The following is a 19551-nucleotide window of genomic DNA, read 5'->3' as shown; positions in this document are numbered from 1 at the left end:
TTGAAGGTCTGTTTACCCTGGCTAGCGCAGCCGCATGAACCTGCGGTGTCGGAACGATGTCAGTTTTGTTACTGCCCACAGCCTGGAGCGGGGCGGGATCAACTCGGCGCGAGAAGCTCGAATGGTGAATGGTGATAAGAACGGCTTCCCTGAGCCTCGAAACCTGTCCGCTGCCCCCATTCACATTCACCATTCACCATTTCACGACCCTCAGCCGCCATATTTCTCCAGAAACGCCTCCGCCGACAATTCCCGAAAATCGTCGAGCGCGGCGCGCAGCCTTGCATGGTCCCAGTCCCACCAGGCGAGCGCCTGGTAGCGCTCCGCGGTGCGGCGGTCGAAGCGTTCGCGGATCGGCTTGGCCGGTACGCCGGCGACGATGGTGTAGGGCGCGACGTCCTTCGACACCACCGCGCCGGCACCGACCGCCGCGCCATCGCCGACGGTGACGCCCGGCAGGATGGTCGAGCCGTGGCCGAGCCAGGTGTCGTAGCCGATGGTGACGCGTTTGGCGCGGCGCTTGGCGAAGAATTCGCTCTCGTGCTCGGCGTCGTCCCAATAATCCGAGGCGCGATAGGTGAAATGGTGCAGCGTCGGCCGCCAGGTCGGATGGTTGGTAGCGTTGATGCGCACGCTTGCGGCGATGTTGGCGAATTTGCCGATCGTTGCGCACCAGACGCCGCAGTCCTGCATCATATAGGAATAGTCGCCGAGCGTGCTTTCGGAAACCCGGCAGCGCTCGGCGATCTCGGTCCAGCGGCCAAGCGTCGAGTTCTCGACTTCCGCCGTCTCGTGGATCAGCGGCGCCTCCGACAGTTTCCTGGTCATGCGGCGATTTTCCCGGCGGCGAAGGCGGTCACGTCGATGACGCGGTCGGCGACCGCCTCACGCACGTCGTGATCGTGGAAGATGCCGAGCAAAGCGACGCCCGCTGCCTTCTTGGCGGCGATCAGGGAAATCACCACATCGCGGTTCCTGGCATCGAGCGAAGCGGTCGGCTCGTCGAGCAGCAGGATCGGGTGCTCGGTGATGAAGCCGCGCGCGATGTTGACGCGCTGCTGTTCACCGCCGGAGAACGTCGCCGGCGGCAGCGCCCAGAGCTTCTCCGGCAGGTTGAGCTGCGCCAGCAAGGCGCGTGCCTTGCCGTGCGCGACCTCGCGCTCCTCGCCGCGCTCGACCAGCGGTTCGGCCACGACGTCGAGCGCAGAGACACGCGGCACGGTGCGCAGGAACTGGCTGACATAGCCGATGGTAAGCCGGCGCACGGCAAGCACGGTGCGCGGGCTGGCCGAGGCGAGATCGATGAGCCCGCCCTCGTGCTGGACGATGATCTGGCCTTCATCGGTGGCATAATTTCCGTAGAGCATTTTCAGGATCGAGCTCTTGCCGGCGCCGGACGGGCCGCCGAGCACGGCGCATTCGCCGGCCCTGATCGCGAACGAGACACCGGCGACCACCGGCAGTTTGATGCCGTCGCGCAGATGCATGGTGAAGCTCTTCGCGACATCGGAGACAACGAGCGGGGTTGCCATCAGAGGGTTCTCCAATCGTCATTCGTCTGCGGGCCAACACCCCCCTCTGGCCTGCCGGCCATCTCCCCCTCAGGGGGGGAGATTGGCTGTCGCATTCGGTTTCGCCATTCTCCTGTGTCGCAGAACGGGCGGGACATAAAAGCTGCTGATCTCCCCCCTTGAGGGGGAGATGGCCGGAAGGCCAGAGGGGGGTACGCCGGAGCAATCATCGTCACACCTGCAGAATCGAGGAGACAAGCAACTGGGTATAAGGCGCGCGCGGATCGTCGAGGACGCGGTCGGTGAGGCCGCTTTCGACGACGCGGCCGTCCTTCATCACCATCATGCGCTGCGACAACAGCCGCGCCACGGCGAGATCGTGGGTGACGACGATGGCGGCCAGGCCGAGATCGGTGACCAGGCCGCGCAACAGATCGAGCAGGCGCGCCTGCACCGAGACGTCGAGGCCGCCGGTTGGCTCGTCCATGAACACCAGCCTTGGCCCGGTGACGAGGTTGCGGGCGATCTGCAGGCGCTGGCGCATGCCTCCGGAAAAGGCGCGCGGCTCGTCGTCGATGCGGTCTTCGTCGATCTCGACACGAGACAACCAGTCGACCGCCGTTGCGCGGATCCTGCCATAGTGACGGTCGCCGACCGCCATCAGCCGCTCGCCGACATTGGCGCCGGCCGACACCGTCATGCGCAGCCCGTCGGCCGGGTTCTGATGGACAAAACCCCAATCGGTGCGCATCAGGAAGCGGCGCTCGGCCTCGCTCATGCGGTAGAGTTCGCGAAACTGGCCGTCGCGCATCCGATAGCTGGCGGTGCCGGAGCTGGGCAGCAGTCGAGTTGACAGGCAGTTGAGCAAAGTCGTCTTGCCGGAACCGGATTCGCCGACCACCGCCAGCACTTCGCCCGGCCAGAGGTCAAAAGTGACGTTCTCGCAACCGACGCGCGAGCCGTAGAATTTGGACAGCGCCGAGACGCGCAGCAGCGGTTCGTCTGTCATTGCGCCGTCTCCATTTTTCCTGGGGCAAGATGGGTCTCGGGCGCGAGATGGCCGCGGTGGCCTTCCGCGCGCCGCTTCTCGCAATGATCGGTATCGGAGCAGACGAACATGTGGCCGCCATGATCGTCGAGGATGACCTCGTCGAGATAGACGTTCTCGGCCGCGCACAGAGCGCAGGGCTGGTCGAAGGTCTGCACCTCGAACGGATGGTCCTCGAAATCGAGGCTGACCACATCGGTGAAGGGCGGCAGCGCGTAGATGCGCTTTTCGCGGCCGGCGCCGAACAATTGCAAAGCCGGCGAACGGTGCATCTTCGGATTGTCGAATTTCGGCGTCGGCGAGGGATCCATCACATAGCGGCCCTCAACCTTGACCGGGTAGGCGTAGGTGGTGGCGATGCGGCCGTGCCTGGCGATGTCCTCGTAGAGCTTCACATGCATAAGGCCGTATTCCTCCAGCGCATGCATTTTGCGCGTCTCCGTTTCCCGCGGCTCGAGGAAGCGCAGCGGCTCGGGGATCGGCACCTGGTAGACCAGCACCTGACCGGCACTCAGCGGATATTCAGGGATGCGGTGGCGGGTCTGGATGATGGTCGCCTTGGCCGTCTCGGTGGTGACCGCGACATTGGCGACCTTCTTGAAGAAGGCGCGGATCGAGACGGCATTGGTGGTGTCGTCGGCGCCCTGGTCAATGACCTTGAGCACATCGTCCGGGCCAATGATCGAAGCGGTGACCTGGACGCCGCCGGTGCCCCAACCATAGGGCATCGGCATTTCGCGCGAGGCGAACGGCACCTGATAGCCAGGAATGGCGATGCCCTTGAGGATCGCCCGACGGATCATCCGCTTGGTCTGTTCGTCAAGATAGGCGAAGTTGTAGGTGGCGATGTCGGTCATGGCGATCGCTTCCGCTCTGTGCTACCGAATTGAGTTCCAAGACACGGAAAAGGGGCTGGGCTCCGATGACCCCGACCGGATGGATGCGCCTCGGGATCCTGTTGCTGGTGTTCGTCGGGGTGGTTGCCTTTGTGCTTCGAAGAATAGTTCTTCCTGAGCCGAGGGAAGGCGCGCAAGGCGAGACCATTGGCGGCAGTAGCGGTTACGGCGGATCCGGAGGCCATTCCCCAGACGGGGGAGGTCACGGTGGTGGAGCTAACTGAAGTCATTCCGCTGCCTGCCTCTTCTCTTCGTCCTTGCCGGCATTTTCGCGGGCGTCGTGCTCGGTGCGTATGCGGCGCACGAGGTCGAGCTCGGCCTGGAAGTCGACATAATGCGGCAGCTTCAGATGCTCGACGAAGCCGGTCGCCTGGACATTGTCGGAATGCGAGATGACGAACTCCTCGTCCTGGGCGGCGGCGATGACATCCTCACCCAACTCCGGGGCGCGCAGCGCGCGGTCGCATAGTGCCATGGCCATCGCCTTGCGCTCGCTCTGGCCGAAGACGAGGCCGTAGCCGCGGGTGAATTGCGGCGGCGCCTTGGCCGAGCCCTTGAACTGGTTGACCATCTGGCATTCGGTGACGCGGATGCTGCCGAGCGGCACGGCAAAGGGCAGTTCCGGCACGTCCAGTTCCAGTTCGACCTCGCCGATGCGAACCTCGCCGACGAAGGGATGGTTGCGCGCGTAGCCGCGCTGGGTGGAATAGCCGAGCGCCAGCAGAAACCCCTCGTCGCCGCGCGACAGCGCCTGCAGGCGGATGTCACGCGCCATCGGGAATTCGAGCGGCTCACGGGTGATGTCGCCGGGGACATGATCGCCGGGCATGTCGCCGTCGGGCTCGATCAGGCCTTCGCGGGCGAGGATGGCCGAGACGCGCGGCATCGCCTCCGCTTCGCCTGCACGCTGTTCCGGCTCGGCGACATCGCCGCCGGCAGCAAGTTCGGGATCGAGCAGCCGGTGGGTGTAGTCGAAAGTCGGGCCGAGCAACTGGCCGCCGGGCAGATCCTTGTAGGTCGCCGACACCCGCCGCTCGACCAGCATCGTGCCGGTGTCGATCGCCCTGGTGTAGCCGAAACGCGGCAGCGTGGTGCGATAGGCGCGAACCAGGAAGATCGCCTCGATCATGTCGCCGCGCGCCTGGACGATCGCCAATGCCGCCAGTTCCCTGTCGTAGAGCGAACCTTCGCTCATCACCCGGTCGACGCCGAGCGCCAGCTGCTCGACGATCTGGTCTAGACGAAGTGCGGGCACCGAACGGTCGCCGCGCCGGCGGTCGGCGAGCAGTTTGTGAGCATTGCGAATGGCCGTCTCGCCACCCTTTACCGCAACATACATGCTACGCCTCCATCATCTTGATGCGCGTCGTGCGCGGCAGGCAGGCAATTGCGTCGAACGTGGCGAGGATGATATCGACGCCACGCGGAAAACGCTGGTTGTTCTGCTTCCATTGCTCGACGAAATGGCGCGGCATTTGCGCCGGCGCGATCGTCGCCGTCTTCTCGATGCCCGGGCCTTCGAGCAGCAGCGCAGCGCCGGAGACGAGATCGCCGACCTCGAGGATCAGCGTCGTGGAGCGATCGGGATAATCCTGGGTGCCTTGCGAAAACCCGTCGAACGCCATCATCTCGGCCGGCGTGGCGATCAGCGCGAAATGCGCGTCGGCCGGGGTGTTGGCCAGCGGCGCGCCGGTATGGAAGCCAAGCCAGGATTTCACCGCCGCCGACCCCTGCAAAGCCGGGTCGAGCCAGAGCGGCGTGTCGTTGTCGCACAGCGTCAGCGCAACGGCGCCGGCGGTGGCCGATAGCGGCACCGGGGGATGGGCGAGGGCCGGCAGCGGCTGCACGCTGCCTGGCCGCGCCATCGCGTCCATCACGGCACGGAATACGGTCTGGGCATTGAATACCGGATCGGCGAAGCCGCCTTCAATGGATTGAGTGGCGATATCCATCAGTCTTCTCCGCGCACCATGGTGAAGAAATCGACCTTGGTCGCCGCCGTCTCGGCGCGGCGCTGTTCACGCGCCTTGGCCAGTGCCGCCTGCAATGGCGCAACGATCCTGATCTCGACCTCATTGCGGTGGGCCGGGTCCTGCCACAGCGCATCGGCGATTGCCGCCAGCCTTGCCTTCTGCTTGTCGCGGCCGAGCGCGTAGCAGTGGCCGACATGGCCGGACGCAAGCCGCACCGTGGCACGGGTGACCGTCGCCTCGCCGACATTGAAAGGGGCACCACCGCCGCCGATGCGGCCGCGTACCGTAACCAGGCCGGTTTCGGGGCCACGCAGAAGTTCCGCTTCGCAAGGCAGGCCGGCTTCGTCCCAGAGGCGGACGATGTCGTCGCCGGCCGATTGCGCCAGCGTCGCCATCACGGCCTTGCGCTCGGCCTGCTCTCGCGCTTCCCGTCCTCGCATGGCGGTGCTCCTCGTCTGCGTTCATTTTGTCTAGTGATATAGACAACTATACAAATTATATCCATTATCTAGCGCGTGTCCATGACGGGCACGTGACACGGGCCAAAAGATCGGCGCAAGGAATTGGGGCGGGAGATGATCGGACAAGCCAACAGCATCGAGCGGCGCAGCGGTGTCGCGCTGTGGCGGCAGATCGCCGACCAGATCCTGCATTCGATCGCCGCCGGCGATTTTCCCGAGAATGCCGCGCTGCCGCCGGAGATCGCGTTGGCCGGACGCTATGGCGTCAACCGCCACACGGTGCGTAGCGCTATCGCAGCGCTGGTGCAGGAGGGTGTGCTCAGGGCGGAGCAGGGGCGCGGCACCTTCGTGCTGTCGCGCAAGCGGCTGTCTTATCCGATCGGCGCCCGCACCCGCTTTTCCGAGGGATTGCAAGGACAGGCGTCCGAGCGGCATATCACCTTGCTCGCGTCATCGATCGAGCCGGCCAACCGTCGTGTCGCAGAGGGCTTAGGCCTTGCGACGGGGGCCGATGTGATACGCCTGGAAACGCGCGGCGAAGCCGATGGAATGCCGGTGTCTCGCGCGGCCGGCTGGTTCGATGCCAGGCGCTTTGCCGGCATCGATGCCGCCATGGCGGAAACCGGTTCGATCACCGCATCGCTGGCACGTTTCGGCATCGACGACTATCTCAGACAATCGACCGTGCTGTCGGCGCGCCATGCCGATGCCGCCGACCTTGCCGACCTCGACCTGCAGCCCGGCGCCATCGTGCTGGTCACGGTCGCCGTCAACGTCACGCCCGACGGTCAGCCGATACAGTTTTCGGAGTCACGCTTCCCGGCCGAGCGGATCGAGCTCAAATTGTCGGCGCTCTGAGATGCGGCAGCCCTGGCATCATCCGACTTGAATGACGGCCTTGATCAGGCCGGACTTCTCATGCGCCCAGCGGGCGAGGTCGTGCGGCGTCTCGCCAAGCGTGGTGCGGTGGGTGACCAGCTTTGCCAGCGGCAGCGCGCCGTTGCGGATCGAGGCGGCGACATGGTCGAAATCGGCTCGCAGGGCGTTGCGGCTGCCGATCAGCATCATCTCGCGCTTGTGGAATTCGGGATCGGAAAAGGCGATGTCGTCCTTGACGACGCTGACCAGGACCAGCGCCCCGCCATGCGCGACATGGGCGAAGGCCGACTGCACCGACCGGGTGTTGCCGGTGGCATCGAAAACCACGTCGAAGCCGTCGCCGCCGGTTGCTTCCCGCACCAGGTCGGCAGCGGTGCCTCGCGAGCCGTCGAGCGTCGCGAAGCCGAGTTCGCTTTCGGCAAAGCCAAGCCGTTCAGCGCTCATGTCGAGCAGCGTCACATCGAGCCCGGCGATGCGTGCGAACAGCGCCGTGCCGAGCCCGATCGGGCCGGCGCCGATGACCAGCGTGCGCGCACCTGGATCAGCCAGCGAGCGCCGCACGGCATGGGCGCCGATCGCCAGGAATTCGACGGCGGCAGCATCGGCCAGCGACAAGCCGTTTGCCGGATAAAGATTTTGCGCCGGCACCAGGATCTGCTCGCACATGGCGCCGTCGCGGTGGACGCCGAGCACCTCGATCCTGACGCAGCAATTCGGCTTGCCTTGCCGGCAGGCGATGCATTTGCCGCAGGCGAGATAGGGATTGACGACCACCGCTTCGCCGACGGCGAGATCGACGTCCTCGCCAACCTCGATCACGGTGCCGGAAACCTCGTGGCCCATGATGCGGGGATAGGCGAGGAACGGGTGCTTGCCTTCGAAGATGTGATAGTCGGTGCCGCAGATGCCGACATGGCTGACGGCGACCAGCGCCCAGCCGGCGGGGGGCGCGCCAGGCGCCGGACGATCTTCGAGGACAAGTTCGCCGGGCGAGCGGCAGACGACGGCTTTCATGCTTCAATCCAGTCGGTTCATGGCACCGCCGTCGCGAGGCCGGCGGTTGTTGGGAGGCAGTCTATTTGCCGCGGCGGCGCAGCCCGTCGAAATAGACGATGACGATGATCAGCACGCCGGTGATGATGCGCTGCCAGAACGCGTTGACGTTGAGCAGATTGGCGCCGTTGTTGATGGTGGCAAGGATGAAGGCGCCGAGCAGCGGTCCGTGCACGGAGCCGACAGCGCCGAACAGCGAGGTGCCGCCGATCACCGAGGAGGCGATCGCCTGCAATTCCCAGCCCTCGGCCTGCGTCGGATTGCCGATGCCGATGCGCGAGGCAAGCAGCACGCCGACGAAGGCCGCACACAGGCCCGACAGCGTGTAGGCCATGTAGATGGTGCGCTGGACGTTGACGCCTGACAGGCGCGACGCCTCGGCGTTGGAGCCGACCGAGAACAGATAGCGGCCCCAGCGGCTGTGGTGCAGGAAGATGTAGGCTGGGATGCCGACCAGGATCACCATCCAGAACAGATTGGGGACGCCGGCGAAGGAACTGCGCGAGAACGTCTGGAAGGCGTCGTTGTTGATCGAGATCGAGTTGCCATTGGTCATCAACAGACCGATGCCGCGCAGCGAGGTCAGCGTTGCCAGGGTGATGATGAAGGGCGGCAGGCCCATCTTGACGATGCCGAACCCATGGAACATGCCGATGGCGACGCCGACCAGCAAGGTGATCAGGATGGCGAGGAAAACCGGTGTGCCGGCGTTGATCAGCATCGCGACGATGACGGTGGCGAAGCCGACCACGGCGCCGACGGAAAGGTCGATACCGCCGGTGATGATGACGAAGGTCTGGCCGACCGCCAGGATGGCGATCATCGACCCTTGCCGCAACAGGTTGGAGATGTTGTTGGCGGAGGCGAAGCTCGGCGTCGCCACCGACAGGATGACCCACAAAAGAACCAGCAGCGCCAGCAGTGTCAGCCCGAACAGGGCGTTGTAGTTGCGTTTCGGCCTTTCGGCAGCGATCGCCTCGGTGCTCATATCCGTCCTCCCGGTTTTTCTTGTTTTTCGGCCAGCGCCTGGGTGAGGATCTCCTCGTGGTCAGCGGTACGAAAGCCGTGCGTGGCCACCAGCTTGCCGCGCCGGAACACGTGCAGCGTGTCCGCGAGTTCATAGACCTCGGGCAGGTAGGACGAGATCAGGATGATGCCGGCTCCCTTGGACAACAGCGCGCCGAACAGGCGGTAGATCTCGGCCTTGGTGCCGACGTCGACGCCGACAGTCGGCTCGTCGAAGATGAATAGCTTGGCGCCATGGGCGAGCCATTTGCCGATAACGATCTTCTGCTGGTTACCGCCGGACAGGCTGGAGGCCAGCGCGCCGCGCGTCGGCGTCTTGATGCGCAGGCCGGCGATCTGGCGATCGGCTTGCGCCTTTTCCTGCGCGCGGGAGATCAGCAGATTGCTCGAGATGCGCTTGTAGATCGGCAGATTGAGGTTGAGTCCGACCGGCAGGTTGAGGCAGAGGCCCTGGTCGCGGCGGCTTTCCGGGGCCAGCGCCATGCCGAGCCTGATCGCGTCGTGTTCGGAATTGACCTTGACCTCCTTGCCCTCCCACAGGATCTGGCCGGCCGACTTGCGGTGGCGGCCATAGAGCGTGGTGACGAACTCGCTGCGCCCGGCGCCGATCAGGCCGTAGAGGCCGACGATCTCGCCGGCGCGGACGGACATCGAGACATTTTCGAAACCCTTGCCGGACAGGTTCCTGGTTTCGACGATGGTCGCGCCGGGGGTGAAATGCTCCTTGTGGTAGACCTGCTCGATCGAGCGGTTGATCATCATCTTGACCAGCTCGGCGTCATTGGTCTCGGCAATGTTCCTGGTGCCGACCAGCGTGCCGTCGCGCAGCACCGAGACGCGGTCGGCGAGCTCGAACACTTCTTCCATGCGATGGCTGATGTAGATGATGGTGACGCCTTCGCCCTTCAGCCGGCGGATCAGCGTGAACAGCTGGTCGGCCTCCTTGCGGGTAAGATAGGCGGTCGGCTCGTCGAAGATCAGGAATTTGGTGCCGCGCACAGTGGCGCGGGCGGCGGCGATCAACTGCTGCTGGCCGATGGTCAGGTCACCCAGCATGACATGCGCCGGCAGGTCGAAGCCGAGATCGTCGATGATCTTCTGCGCCTGCCTGATCATCGCCCGCTGCTGCAGGATGCCGAAGCGGGAATCCTCCTCGCCGAGGAACATGTTGGCGGCGACGGTGAGATGGCGGCACAGGACGACTTCCTGATGCACGGCATTGATGCCGAGCGCCATCGCCTCATGCGGCGTTGCCAATGCGGCAGGCTTGCCCTCCCAGATGACGTCGCCGGAGGTGCGCGGCATGACGCCGGTAAGAAGCTTGATCAGGGTGGATTTGCCGGCGCCGTTCTCGCCAACGATGGCGTGGATCTCGCCGGCCTTGAAGGCGAGATCGACCGGCTTCAGCGCATGGGTGCCGGGATAGCGCTTTTCCAGCCCGCGGAGTTCGAGGATGGTCCTGCCCGGTTCCAGCGTTGGGGCCGGATGGAGTTCCTGCGCCGTCGACATCATGACAATCCTCCCAGATTGGCCCCCAAAGATTGGCCTCGCGATTGGCACGAGTGGGATGTTTCCGGGGCGAAAGGCCCCGGAAACAGTTCACTTGCGGCTATGCTCAGTCGAGCTTCGGGTTGAGCAGCGCGTCGATCTTCGGATCCTTCATGTTGGCCTTGGTAACCAAATTGGCGCCGGTATCGACATTGGCCTCGACCTTCTCGCCCTTCGAGGCGGCGAGCGCCGTCTTGATGCCGTCATAGCCCATCCGGTACGGATCCTGAACGACGAGAGCCGAAATGACGCCGTCGTTGAGGAACTTGATCAGCTTCTCGTCGCTGTCGAAACCGACCAGCCCGACCTTGCCGGCAAGACTGTTCTCGGCGATCGCCTGACCGACGCCCTGCGCCATGATCAGGTTGGAGGCGAAGATGCCCTTGAGGTTGGGGTTGGCGGTGATCAGGTCGGTGGCGATGTTGAGGCCGGTGGTGGCCTGGCCGTCGGCGTATTTGTCGGCGACCAGCTTGAGGCCCGGATATTTGGCAGCGAGCTGTTCCTTAAAACCCTGGGCGCGCTGTTCGAGCGAGCCGGCGCCCGGAAGAGCGGTGATCAGGGCGACGTCGCCCTCGACCTTGCCGCCATTGGCTTCGCCGATGGCTGCGGCAAGGCCGTCAGCGGCAACGCGGCCGCCCTGGATGTTGTCGGTGGTCAGGAACGAGGTGAAGGCCTTGGAGTCGGCGCCGGAGTCGATGCCGATGATCTTGACCTTGGTGGCGGCCTCGTCGATCGGCTTGCCGAGCGCCTTGGCTTCGGTCGGCGCGATGACGACGGCCGCCGGGTTGCCGGCGACAGCATTTTCGAGGATCGAGATCTGGCCGTTGACGTCGGTCTCGGCCTGGGCGCCGAGCTCCGGCACGTTGACGCCGAGATCCTTGCCGGCCTTGCGGGCGCCGGCCAGAACGATCTGCCAGTAGAAGGACGTGGTGTCCTTGACGATGATCGGAATGGTCGCGTCGGCCGCGGATGCCGGCGCCGAATGCATCACGCCGGCAAGCATCGAGGCGGCTGCGAGAGCCGCGAAGGCGCGGCGATTGAGAATGCTGGTCACGAATTTCATTAGGAGTCCTCCCTAAGTCGCCCGGTGAATGTTACGGAAGCTCCATTCGGATGGCGCGGCCCGAACGGAACTTTATCAATAAAAAACATTTACCGCATTTTGATAGTGCATCACCTCGGTCGGCGCAAGCGATGTTTGATGGCCGCTCGAATGGCTGGGCGGGAAAGCTTGCTCCCTCTGAACTCCGCTGCCAATCTCCTCCAATATGTCGCATGGAATATTAATTCCATCATTCAGTCAATATGGAATGTTCATTCTTTTTCGGGAGCGTTGGAACTGTGACGCCTGGCGATCACATCAGGTGTTCGCGGCTGTCGCGGGCGGTCCGGCTTAGAGCGTCGCTCCGAGGTGCCATGGCACGAACTCGTTGTCGCCGTAGCCGAATTCTTCGCTCTTGGTCTTGCGGCCCGACGCCGTCTCGACGATCAGTTCGAAGATCTCGCGGCCCATGCCGGCGATGGTCTTTTCGCCCGAGGCGATGACGCCGCAATTCACGTCCATGTCCTCTTCCATCGTGTGATACATGGTCGAGTTGCTGGCGACCTTGATCGACGGCGTCGGCCGGCAGCCGAAGCAGGAGCCGCGGCCGGTGGTGAAGACGATGACGTTGGCGCCGCCCGCCACCTGGCCGGTGGCCGAGACCGGGTCGTAGCCGGGCGTGTCCATGAACACCAGCCCGTGCCCGGTGACCTTTTCGGCATAGCCGAAGACGCCGTTGAGCGGCGTCTGGCCGCCCTTGGCGACCGCGCCGAGCGACTTTTCCAGGATGGTGGTCAGGCCGCCGCGCTTGTTACCCGGTGAGGGATTGTTGTCGATCGATGCGCCATGCTTAGCGACGTGGTCTTCCCACCATTTCACATAACCGTCGAGCTTGGCGGCGATCTCGGGGGTTGCGGCGCGATAGGCGAGCAGGTGCTCGGCGCCGTAGATCTCCGTCGTCTCGGAGAGGATGCCGACACCGCCGACGCCGGCCAAAATGTCGACCGCGGCACCCAGCGCCGGATTGGCGGTGATGCCGGACATGCCGTCGGAGCCGCCGCATTGCAGGCCGACGACGATCTCGCTGACCGGGATCGGCTCACGCTGAAGCTTGCCGATCTCCTCGGCGATCTCGGCCAGCACGACCAACGCCTTCTCGACCGATTTGCGCGAGCCGCCGGCTTCCTGGATGTTGAAATGGCGTTTTCCCGCGGCAACGCCCTTCTGGCCGTAGAGGGTGAGCTGGTTGACCTCGCAGCCGAGCCCGACCATCAGCACACCACCAAAATTCGGATGACGGGCGTAGCCGGCCAGCGTGCGGTGTAGCACCATCATGCCGTCGCCGGTGGCGCTCATGCCGCAGCCCTGGCCGTGGACGATCGGGACGAAGCCGTCGATGCCGGGATATTGCGGCAGAAGCGTGCGGTTCGCCGCGTCAGCGATGGCGTGGCAGACGGTGGCCGAGCAATTGACGCTGGCGAGAATGCCGATGAAGTTGCGCGTGCCGGCGCGGCCGTCGGCGCGGCGGTAGCCCATGAAGGTGCGGGCGCGGTCGGCCTCGGTCGCATGAACTGCCTCGCTCGGCGGCACCACCGGCAAACGCCCGCTTTCGAAGACCAGATTGTGCGAATGGACATGCTCGCCGGGCGCGATGTCTTGCGTGGCGCGGCCGATCGCCTGGGCGTATTTGACCACGGCCTCGCCGGCCGCAATCGGCTTGATCGCCACTTTGTGGCCCGGCTCGATCACTGCGGCGGCGACGGCGCCGCCCGGCAGCACGGTGCCGATCTCGATGCGGCCATTGGCGACCGCGACATTGTCGGCGGGAGACAGAAGAATGCTGTTTGCGGCGTTCACGGGAGCTTCCTGGGTGTGTTCCTGGGTGCGCGAGCGGATTGACACGCGGCTCTTAACATATAATGTCTTTTATCGTGAAAAAACATTTTTGCGTCAATTGTTTTTTCGCCAGAGCGCGACGCGTCTTTTGGATGCGAGAAGCAGGCTCTACAACCAAAACTAGCGTTGCGCATGATGTTTTCCGAAAAGGTACCGGTTTCATGCGCGAGAAACGCTTCACACTGGCCGCAAACGCAGATGCGCCACGGGGCAGGGGATGTCGAAGAGCAACAACGTTTACAAGGACGCCTATAATCGCGGTCTGAGGCTGCTCGACGAAACCAGGAGCCTGCCTTCGGAGCCGGAGCTGGGTACGCTGCTCGGCGTCAGCCGCACGACGGTCCGCACTATCCTTGCGCGCATGGAAGAAACCGGGCTGATCGACTGGAACAAGCGCAGCAAGACGGTCCTGCGCGAACCGCGACCGGACGATTTCTTCCCCGAGGAAGAAACCGACACGCTGGCCGAGATCATCGAGCGCTCCTTCATGCGGCGGCTGCTTGCCAGCGGTGCCGAAGCCGGCATGCAGATCAACGAGCTCGAACTGGCGCGCGAGATCGGCGTCGGCACCACCAGCGTGCGCGAATTCCTGATCCGCTTCTCGCGCTTTGGGCTGATCGAGAAGCGCCGCAACAGCCACTGGGTGCTGAAAGGCTTTACCCGCGCCTTCGCGCTCGAGCTGACCGAAATCCGCGAGATGTTCGAACTGCGCTCGGCCGCAGCCTTTGCCGCTCTGCCCGAGGACAGCCCGGTGTGGGCCGACCTCGACCGCCTGGAAGACGAGCATCACCGGCTGGAGCGCGAGATCGCCGTGCGCTTCAACGAATTCTCCGAGCTTGACGAGCGCTTTCACCGGCTGATCCATCGGGCGTCGCACAACCGCTTCATCGTCGATTTCTACGACGTCATCGCCATGATCTTCCACTATCATTACCAGTGGAACAAGGCGCAGGAGCGCGAACGCAACGAAGTCGCGGTCCAGGAGCATCTCGCCTATATCGCCGCGCTCAAATCGCGCGATCTCGCCAAGGTCGACGCCGCCTGCCGCAAGCACCTGAAATCGGCCCGCCACACGCTGCTGACGTCCATTCCCGAGGGCAGGCAGCCGCAACGCGCGTGATTGTCGCGTGATTGTGTTGCGTTGCCGCAGCAACGTTTTGGCGATTTTCCGGCCGCCGGCTCCGTGCTAGAGAGCTGACGTTGCTGCGTGAAGAGGCTGGTTCTTGACCATACGCCGGAGACGATGGAGCATGCCGGTCGCGTTCGCCGCGGCGTGGCTTTTCATGCTCCAGTCGATATTCGGCGCGTTTGCTTCCGGCGTCGCGCCGAACGCCTCGCAATTCGATGCTTTCGGCAACACGATCTGCACCCATGACGGTGCGGCGCAACTCCCCGCCGGCGATCCGCATCAGCAGCACATGCCGGCTTGCTGCATGCTTGGCTGCAATCTCGTTTCGGCGGTCTACGCGCCGCTGGATGCAGCCGGGAGCCTGGCTCGCAGCCTTTCCATCGAAACCATCGCCTTTTTCCTGCCGGCCTTCCGGCATCGCGATTTCGCCCGCGCCCGCACTCCGTCCAATCCGCGTGCACCACCGGCGACGGCCTGATCCGTTCTGGTTCGCGCCGCGCAACGCTTTGCCGGCGCGTTTATCGACATCGTTCGCGACCGGCCATCGGCGCGATCCCCCTTAAAGTCCACGGAGTAATCATGTCTCACTCTTTTCGCGCTGCCTCATCCAGCCGCAGGCGCTTCTCACTGGGTAGTTTCGAGCAGCGTCTCGGCATCGCCCTTTGCGTTCTTGCCCTCCTGTTCGCCAGCGCCCAGACGGTGTTGGCACACGAGTTCAAGCTTGGCGATCTCGAGATCGGGCACCCCTGGTCGCGCGCCACGCCAGCCGGCGCCAAGGTGGCCGGCGGCTACTTCACCATCACCAACACAGGCAGTGCGGCGGATCGCCTGCTGTCGATCACCTCCGACATTTCGGCCAAGGCCGAACTGCACGAGATGGGCGTCAGCAATGGCGTCATGACCATGCGGCCGGTCACCGGCGGCCTCGAAATCCCGGCTGGCGGCAAGGTCGCGCTGGCGCCTAACGGCTATCATTTGATGTTCATGGATTTGAAGCGGCAGCCCAAGGAGGGCGAAACGTTCTCCGCCACGCTGACCTTCGAAAAAGCCGGGCCCGTGCAGATTGAATTCGCCGTGCAAGGCATCGGCAGCGCGGCGCCCCAGGACGACGACTGACTTGGCCGCTTCGAGAGGTACCATCATGAAGAAATCTCTTTTGCCCGGCTGCGTGCTTCTTGTCCTCGGGACCAGCGCGGCCTTTGCCCACATCACGCTCGAAACGCCGGAGACCGCAGTCGGCTCGACCTACAAGGCGGTTCTTCGGGTGCCGCATGGCTGCGAGGGCAAGGCAACGACCGCCGTGCGCGTGCAGATCCCGGAAGGGGTGCTTTCGGTCAAACCGATGCCGAAGCCGGGTTGGACGCTGCAGGTCAAGAACGGCAAATACGAGAAGTCCTACCAGCTCTACGGCCAGGCAGTGACCAGCGGCGTCAAGGAGATCGACTGGAGCGCCGGCAGTCTGCCGGACGAATTCTACGACGAATTCGTCTTTCGCGCGACGCTGGCGTCCGACCTGCCGGCAGGCCAGACGCTGCATTTCCCGGTGGTGCAGGAATGTGATGGCGTTGCCGATCGCTGGATCGAGATTCCGGCGGCCGGGCAGGCTGAGGACGCGCTGGAATTTCCGGCGCCCGGCCTCAAGCTGCTGCCGAAGTGAGCTCCAGCGGCGCGCTTTGGCGGATGAGCGCGCCGCTGCTCTTGGCGGTGAGATGAGCGCGGCATCCTTCCTGCGGCAAGCTTGCATGGCCGGCAACTGTTCTGGCCGGCTTGTGGCTGGCCTGCTGGCCGCCATCGTGCTGCTCGCCGCAATTGCCATGCCTGGTCCGGCCTTCGCCCATGCGGCGCTGATCAAGGCCGAGCCGGCTGACGGTGCGGTGCTGGCGCAGAGCCCGTCGCAGATGTCGCTGACCTTCAGCGAGCCGGTTTCGCCGCTGGTGCTGACGCTGGTGCGGCCCGACGGCACGGCGGTTCCGCTGACGTCCTTTCGGCTCAGCGGCCAGACCGTCGAGATCGACAATCCGCAGGCGCTCACGTCGGGCACACATGTGCTGAGCTGGCGGGTAATCTCCGCCGACGGGCATCCGGTCGGTGGCTCGGTTCTGTTCTCGGTCGGTGCACCGAGTGCTGCGCCGGCCGCCTCCGAAGCTGTCGACCGGGAGCTTCGAACGGCGATCTGGATCGGCAAGGTTTTTCTATACATCGGCCTGTTTTTCGGTGTCGGCGGTGCCTTTGCGCTAGGCTGGCTGGCGCAAGGCGGCCGATCCGGCCAGAACATGATCGTCGCCGCGATCCTGTGCGGGCTGGCCGCCGCACTTTTGTCGCTCGGTTTCCAGGGGCTGGATGCACTCGGCGCGCCGCTTGCCCGGCTGGCGCAGCCGGTCATCTGGCAGACCGGGCTTGGCACCAGCTTCGGCTGGACGGTGCTGATCGCGCTGATGACGCTCGGCCTGAGCCTATTATCGCTGGTCGTGCCGCCCGCCGACGCAAAGCCGCTGGCCTTGGCCGGACTGGTTGGCGTTGGCGCAGCACTTGCCGCCAGCGGGCATGCCAGTGCCGCCGAGCCGCAATGGCTGACAAGGCCGATGGTGTTTCTGCACGGCGTCGGCATTGCTGTCTGGGCCGGAGCGCTGACGCCGCTCGGTCTAGCCTTGAAACGGCAGCCGGCCGAAGCCGGGCCGTTGCTGCGCCGGTTTTCGCAAGCGATCCTGCCCGTCGTGGTCGCGCTTGCGGCAGCCGGCATCGTGCTCGCCGTCATCCAGGTGAAAACGCCGTCGGCGCTGGTCCACACTGCCTATGGCCGGCTGCTGCTGATCAAGCTGGTGCTGCTTGTCTTTCTGTTCACGCTCGCTGCCGTCAACCGCTTCAAGCTTACGGTCCCCGCCGAGGCGGGAAAGACGGAAGTCCAGAGGCGGCTGGCCCGCTCGATCGCCATCGAGGTGCTGATCGTGCTGGCGATCTTCGGCGTTGCCGCCGGCTGGCGCTTCACGCCGCCGCCGCGCGCGCTGGCGATCGCCGCGGCACAGCCGGCGTCGGTGCATATCCACACTCTGCAAGCGATGGCCGATCTCAGCATTGCGCCCGGGCACACCGGACCTGTTGCCGCTTCGATCTTCATCATGACCGGCGATTTCGGCCCGCTCGACGCCAAGCAGCTAATGCTGGTGCTGTCAAAGCCCGATTCCGGCATCGAGCCCATCAAGCGCCCGGCGACGAGGCTTGGCGACGGCACCTGGCGCGTCGACGATCTCGTCATTCCGGTCGCCGGCCGGTGGACGGCGCGGCTCGATATCCTGGTCTCGGATTTCGAGATGGTGAAGATAGAGGCGCCGATCGACATCAGGCCGGAGTGACGTGCTGATATTCAGGTGATGCCGGCCTGCAAATGGCGGTATCCTGCGCTTCCAGTGATCACGTACTTAAGTACGCTCCGCTCCGGTTCTCGGAAGCCACCTGTTTGGTCGCTTACGCGCCCGTCTCCGACCCCGGCTCGGCCTGACCTGCATCTCAACACGCCCCGGCTGCAACACAATTCGGCGAGGCGGTTGACGCGGCCGCGAACCCCCGTCAATCATCGCCATCAAGAATGGGCGTCCAACCCAATCGCGGGCTCAAACCAACAAGATCCGAAAGCAGGGAAGAAACGATGGAAAAAGCCGAAATAGGCCTGATCGGCCTTGGCACGATGGGCTCCAACCTGGCGCTCAATATCGCCGAGAGGGGGCACCGCATCGCCGTCTTCAATCGCACCGCGGCGCGCACCGATGCCTTTGTCGAAAATGCCGGCGCGCTTCGGGATAGGGTGGTGCCCTGCTACAGCCTCGAAGAACTGGCCGCCGCGATCCGGCCGCCGCGGCCGATCATCATCATGGTGCTGGCCGGCAAGCCGGTCGACGAGCAGATCGCGGCATTGCGCGGCGTGCTGTCGGCCAACGACATCGTCATCGACGCCGGCAATGCCAATTTCCGCGATACGATGCGGCGCTTCTCCGAGCTTACCGATTCGGGCCTGACCTTCATCGGCATGGGCGTGTCCGGCGGCGAGGAGGGCGCACGCCACGGTCCCTCTATCATGGTCGGCGGCACCGAAGAGTCCTGGAAGCGCGTCGAAAAGGTGCTGACCGCGATCTCGGCCAAGTTCAAGGGCGAGCCTTGCGCGGCGTGGCTTGGCACCGACGGCGCCGGCCATTTCGTCAAGACCATCCACAACGGCATCGAATATGCCGACATGCAGATGATCGCCGAGATCTACGGCATCTTGCGCGACGGGCTCGGCATGGGGCCGAAAGAGATCGCCGAGGTGTTTTCGCAGTGGAACACGGGCCGGCTCAATTCGTACCTGATCGAGATCACCGCCAAAGTGCTGGCCGCCGACGATCCCAAGACCGGCAAACCGGTGGTCGACATCATCCTCGACCGCGCCGGCCAGAAAGGCACCGGCAAATGGTCGGTGATCGAGGCGCAGCAGCTAGGCATCCCGGCCACCGCGATCGAGGCGGCTGTGGCGGCACGCGTACTGTCGTCGATCAAGGACGAGCGGCTTGCCGCCGAAAAGGTCTATGGCGGCGGCGTGAGCAAGATTTCCGCAGACAGGGACGCCCTGCTCGGCGATCTCGAGCTGGCCCTGTTTGCCGGCAAGATCGCCGCCTACGCGCAAGGCTTTGCGGTGATGAGCGGCGCGTCGAAGGAATTCAACTGGAACCTGCCGATGCCGGTCATCGCCAAGATCTGGCGGGCCGGCTGCATCATCCGCTCGCAATTGCTGGACACGATGGCGGAGGCTTTCGGCGGCGGCGGCGCAGCCACCAACCTGTTGATGGCGCCGGCTTTCGTCTCATTGATGCATGAGGCGCATCCGTCACTTCGCCGCGTCGTGGCAAGGGCGGCCGAAGCCGGCTCGCCGGTGCCGGCCCTGTCATCTGCACTTGCCTATTTCGACAGTTACCGGCAGGGCCGCGGCACTTCGAACCTGATCCAGGCGCAACGCGATTTCTTCGGCGCGCACGGCTTCGAGCGCATCGATGGTCAGGGCGCTTTCCATGGCCCGTGGGGGAGTGAGGCGGCGGGTTAGCGCCTTAAGATCGGCAATTCG

The 19551-nt window shown here is 64.6% G+C and carries 19 protein-coding genes; 7 read left to right on the top strand and 12 right to left on the bottom strand.

Going from position 1 to position 19551, the window contains the following annotated elements; all coding sequences use genetic code 11:
* Nucleotides 1–210 precede the first annotated feature (210 nt).
* The 7 genes from NKI17_RS22915 to phnG form a co-directional block, all read right to left on the bottom strand.
* Nucleotides 211–828: a DapH/DapD/GlmU-related protein gene (locus NKI17_RS22915; RefSeq protein WP_352906849.1), complete on the bottom strand. Its 618-nt coding sequence runs from the start codon at nucleotides 826–828 to the stop codon at nucleotides 211–213.
* Complete coding sequence (gene phnL / locus NKI17_RS22910; RefSeq protein WP_352906848.1) at nucleotides 825–1532, bottom strand: phosphonate C-P lyase system protein PhnL; 708 nt, start codon at nucleotides 1530–1532, stop codon at nucleotides 825–827. The genes NKI17_RS22915 and phnL overlap by 4 nt, the downstream gene beginning before the upstream one ends.
* A 211-nt stretch (nucleotides 1533–1743) precedes the next feature.
* The gene (phnK, locus tag NKI17_RS22905; protein WP_140536281.1) at nucleotides 1744–2520 is read right to left on the bottom strand and encodes a phosphonate C-P lyase system protein PhnK; all 777 of its coding nucleotides are present in this window, start codon (nucleotides 2518–2520) and stop codon (nucleotides 1744–1746) included.
* Nucleotides 2517–3416 carry an alpha-D-ribose 1-methylphosphonate 5-phosphate C-P-lyase PhnJ gene (locus NKI17_RS22900; RefSeq protein ID WP_352906847.1) on the bottom strand — a complete coding sequence of 300 codons (900 nt, stop codon included), beginning with the start codon at nucleotides 3414–3416 and terminating at the stop codon, nucleotides 2517–2519. Before NKI17_RS22900 ends, phnK begins: the two co-directional genes overlap by 4 nt.
* 265 nt (nucleotides 3417–3681) lie before the next feature.
* Nucleotides 3682–4794, bottom strand: a complete 1113-nt coding sequence (locus NKI17_RS22895; RefSeq protein WP_352906846.1) for a carbon-phosphorus lyase complex subunit — start codon at nucleotides 4792–4794, stop codon at nucleotides 3682–3684.
* A 1-nt stretch (nucleotide 4795) separates the two neighbouring features.
* Entirely contained in the window at nucleotides 4796–5407 is a 612-nt protein-coding gene (gene phnH, locus NKI17_RS22890; RefSeq protein ID WP_352588438.1) for a phosphonate C-P lyase system protein PhnH, read from the bottom strand.
* Nucleotides 5407–5868, bottom strand: coding sequence for a phosphonate C-P lyase system protein PhnG (gene phnG / locus NKI17_RS22885; RefSeq protein ID WP_023675204.1), 462 nt, complete (start codon nucleotides 5866–5868; stop codon nucleotides 5407–5409). The genes phnH and phnG overlap by 1 nt, the downstream gene beginning before the upstream one ends.
* Nucleotides 5869–6003: 135 nt before the next feature.
* On the opposite strand from phnG, the gene phnF reads away from it, so the two are divergent.
* Nucleotides 6004–6747, top strand: coding sequence for a phosphonate metabolism transcriptional regulator PhnF (phnF, locus tag NKI17_RS22880; RefSeq protein WP_352906845.1), 744 nt, complete (start codon nucleotides 6004–6006; stop codon nucleotides 6745–6747).
* Nucleotides 6748–6765: 18 nt separating this feature from the next.
* On the opposite strand, the gene NKI17_RS22875 is transcribed toward phnF, so the two are convergent.
* The 5 genes from NKI17_RS22875 to NKI17_RS22855 form a co-directional block, all read right to left on the bottom strand.
* Nucleotides 6766–7782, bottom strand: coding sequence for a zinc-binding alcohol dehydrogenase family protein (locus NKI17_RS22875; RefSeq protein ID WP_352906844.1), 1017 nt, complete (start codon nucleotides 7780–7782; stop codon nucleotides 6766–6768).
* Nucleotides 7783–7843: 61 nt separating this feature from the next.
* A complete protein-coding gene (locus NKI17_RS22870) occupies nucleotides 7844–8809 on the bottom strand; it encodes an ABC transporter permease (protein WP_352755119.1) in 966 nt (321 codons plus the stop codon).
* Nucleotides 8806–10359 carry a sugar ABC transporter ATP-binding protein gene (locus NKI17_RS22865; RefSeq protein ID WP_352906843.1) on the bottom strand — a complete coding sequence of 518 codons (1554 nt, stop codon included), beginning with the start codon at nucleotides 10357–10359 and terminating at the stop codon, nucleotides 8806–8808. The genes NKI17_RS22870 and NKI17_RS22865 overlap by 4 nt, the downstream gene beginning before the upstream one ends.
* Nucleotides 10360–10462: 103 nt before the next feature.
* Entirely contained in the window at nucleotides 10463–11458 is a 996-nt protein-coding gene (locus NKI17_RS22860; protein ID WP_352906842.1) for an ABC transporter substrate-binding protein, read from the bottom strand.
* Between the two features lie 330 nt (nucleotides 11459–11788).
* On the bottom strand, nucleotides 11789–13294 hold the full coding sequence (locus NKI17_RS22855; protein WP_352906841.1) for a UxaA family hydrolase: 1506 nt from the start codon (nucleotides 13292–13294) through the stop codon (nucleotides 11789–11791).
* 256 nt (nucleotides 13295–13550) lie between these two features.
* Between NKI17_RS22855 and NKI17_RS22850 the strand changes: the two genes are divergently transcribed.
* The 6 genes from NKI17_RS22850 to gnd all read left to right on the top strand — a co-directional run bounded on the left by NKI17_RS22850 (nucleotide 13551) and on the right by gnd (nucleotide 19530).
* Nucleotides 13551–14453: a GntR family transcriptional regulator gene (locus tag NKI17_RS22850; RefSeq protein ID WP_352448373.1), complete on the top strand. Its 903-nt coding sequence runs from the start codon at nucleotides 13551–13553 to the stop codon at nucleotides 14451–14453.
* Nucleotides 14454–14583: 130 nt separating this feature from the next.
* Complete coding sequence (locus NKI17_RS22845) at nucleotides 14584–14940, top strand: DUF2946 family protein (RefSeq protein WP_023675211.1); 357 nt, start codon at nucleotides 14584–14586, stop codon at nucleotides 14938–14940.
* A gap of 101 nt (nucleotides 14941–15041) precedes the next feature.
* A complete protein-coding gene (locus tag NKI17_RS22840; protein WP_352906840.1) occupies nucleotides 15042–15578 on the top strand; it encodes a copper chaperone PCu(A)C in 537 nt (178 codons plus the stop codon).
* Between the two features lie 25 nt (nucleotides 15579–15603).
* Nucleotides 15604–16119 (top strand): YcnI family copper-binding membrane protein, encoded by a 516-nt coding sequence (locus NKI17_RS22835; RefSeq protein WP_352906839.1) that lies wholly within the window; start codon nucleotides 15604–15606, stop codon nucleotides 16117–16119.
* 52 nt (nucleotides 16120–16171) lie between these two features.
* Entirely contained in the window at nucleotides 16172–17812 is a 1641-nt protein-coding gene (locus NKI17_RS22830; RefSeq protein WP_352906838.1) for a copper resistance CopC/CopD family protein, read from the top strand.
* Nucleotides 17813–18105: 293 nt separating this feature from the next.
* A complete protein-coding gene (gene gnd / locus NKI17_RS22825) occupies nucleotides 18106–19530 on the top strand; it encodes an NADP-dependent phosphogluconate dehydrogenase (protein WP_352906837.1) in 1425 nt (474 codons plus the stop codon).
* Nucleotides 19531–19551 lie beyond the last annotated feature (21 nt).

It is taken from the genome of Mesorhizobium sp. M0816, from assembly GCF_040320005.1.
In the GTDB taxonomy this organism is placed as follows: Bacteria; Pseudomonadota; Alphaproteobacteria; order Rhizobiales; family Rhizobiaceae; genus Mesorhizobium.
Note: the sequence above shows the minus strand (reverse complement) of the source record. Positions and strands in the feature narration are given on the sequence as shown.